This is a genomic window from Spirillospora sp. NPDC046719 (genome assembly GCF_040645715.1).
In the GTDB taxonomy this organism is placed as follows: Bacteria; Actinomycetota; Actinomycetes; order Streptosporangiales; family Streptosporangiaceae; genus Spirillospora.
On record NZ_JBEYYT010000842.1, the window covers coordinates 1 to 1,834 of the forward strand.

Consider the following 1,834-nt stretch of genomic DNA (forward strand, 5'->3'; position numbering starts at 1 on the left):
GACCAGCGGCCCGGCGGGCGGCGCGGTGGCCGACTCGGCGGTCCGCCGGGCCGTCGTCCCGCCCGCGCGCGGGCGGGTCGCGGTGGCCCTGCCCGCCCCGGCGGTGCTCGCCTTGCGAGCGGTGCCGGACGAGCGGGATGTTCCGCTCTTGCGGGCCGTGCCGCTCCGCGTGCTCGCGGTCGTCCGGGACGAGGACGCGGTGGACTTGCGCGCGGCGCTGGTCCGCGGCTTGGCCGCCGTCGTCTTCTTCGCGGTCGACGGCCGGGTCTTGGACGCCGTGGTCTTGCGCGCCGTCGACTTCGGCGACGACACCCGCGCCGACGTCGTGGACCGCGAGCGGCTCGCCGCCGAGGTGGACTTGCGGGCCGTCCCGGACGTGCTCTTGCGCGCGCTGGTGCCCGTCCTGCTCTTGGACGCCGTGGACCGAGCGGCCTGCTGCTGCTTCCCCATGTCCTTGGCGGCGGTGTTCATCGCCTTGGCGGCGTCGGTCATCGCCTTGGTGGCGGTGGTCATGGCCTTGGTCATCGCGGTCATGGCCTTGGCCGACGAGGACGCCTTGGTCGCCACCGACTTCATCTGCTTGGCGGCGGCCTTGGCCTGGTCGGCGGCCTTGGTGACGCGCTGCGACGCCTGTGTGGACGTCCGGCTCGACGCGGCGCTGGTCCGCTTCGCCGGAGTCTTCCTCGCGGCGGTCGAGCGGCTGGTCGTGGACCTCGACGGCGACTTGGCGGCCGAGGTGCTCTTGGAGGCCGTCTTCTTGGCGGCCGTGGACTTGTTCGCCGTGGTGCTCTTCGTACGAGCGGCCGTACCTCGGCTCGTCGTCGTACGCGATGCGGTCTTGGTAGGCACTGATCTACCCCCCGTGATGATCAGTTACGGGGGGTTCTATTCCACCGTTCGTGACGCTCTACACACTCCGCGCCATTTCCACTTTCAGACGCCCACGGGATGCCACACCGTCTTGACCTCCAGAAACGCCGTCATACGCGCGGTTCCGGGGTCGCCGGACCAGTCCTCGGCGGCGCGGAAGACACGCTTGAGGTTGTCGGCCGCCTTCTCCTCCAGAGCGGTCACGTCGGCCTCCGGGGCGCCGGTGAGGTCGATGGCGTTGACGTCCATGTGGGAGGCGAGCCAGGGGGCGAGTTCGGTGCGGTGTCCGGTGAGGATGTTCACCACCCCACCGGGCAGGTCGGAGGTGGCGAGGACTTCGGCGAGGGTGATCGCGGGGAGTGGTGCGGGTTCGGAGGCGATGACGACGGTGGTGTTGCCGGTGACGATCGCGGGTGCGAGCACCGAGACCAGGCCGAGGAGCGGGTCGTCGGGGGCGATGACAGCGACGACGCCGGTGGGTTCGGGGGTGGAGAAGTTGAAGTACGGCCCGCTGACGGGGTTGGCGGCGCCGGTGACGGCGGTGATCTTGTCGGCCCATCCGGCGTACCAGACCCACCGGTCGATCGCGGCGTCGACCTGGGCGGCGGCGTGGGTCTTGGACGTGCCGCCGTGGCGGACCTCGGTGATGAACTGGTCGCGGCGTCCTTCCAGCATCTCGGCGATGCGGTAGAGGATCTGCGCGCGGTTGTAGGCGGTCCGCCCGGACCAGCCGGGCTGGGCTTTGCGGGCGGCGGTGACGGCGTCGCGGACGTCTTTGCGGGAGGCTTGGGAGGCGTTGGCGAGGAACCGGCCTTTGGTGTCGGTCACGGGGTAGGTCCTGCCTGACTCCGAACGCGGGAACGCGCCGCCGATGTAGAGCTTGTAGGTCTTGCGTACTGCCAGCCGTTCAGACATTGAGGTAGGGCTCCAGTCCGTGGCGTCCGCCTTCGCGGCCGTGTCCTGA

At 70.6% G+C, this 1,834-nt stretch carries 1 protein-coding gene and 1 pseudogene; both read right to left on the reverse strand.

Features of this window, described 5'->3' with window-relative positions:
- Positions 1–849 (reverse strand): annotated as a pseudogene (locus ABZ914_RS50830) (hypothetical protein); the annotation flags it as partial.
- A gap of 84 nt (positions 850–933) precedes the next feature.
- Positions 934–1,785: an aldehyde dehydrogenase family protein gene (locus ABZ914_RS50835; protein ID WP_500201748.1), complete on the reverse strand. Its 852-nt coding sequence runs from the start codon at positions 1,783–1,785 to the stop codon at positions 934–936.
- Between the last annotated feature and the right edge of the window lie 49 nt (positions 1,786–1,834).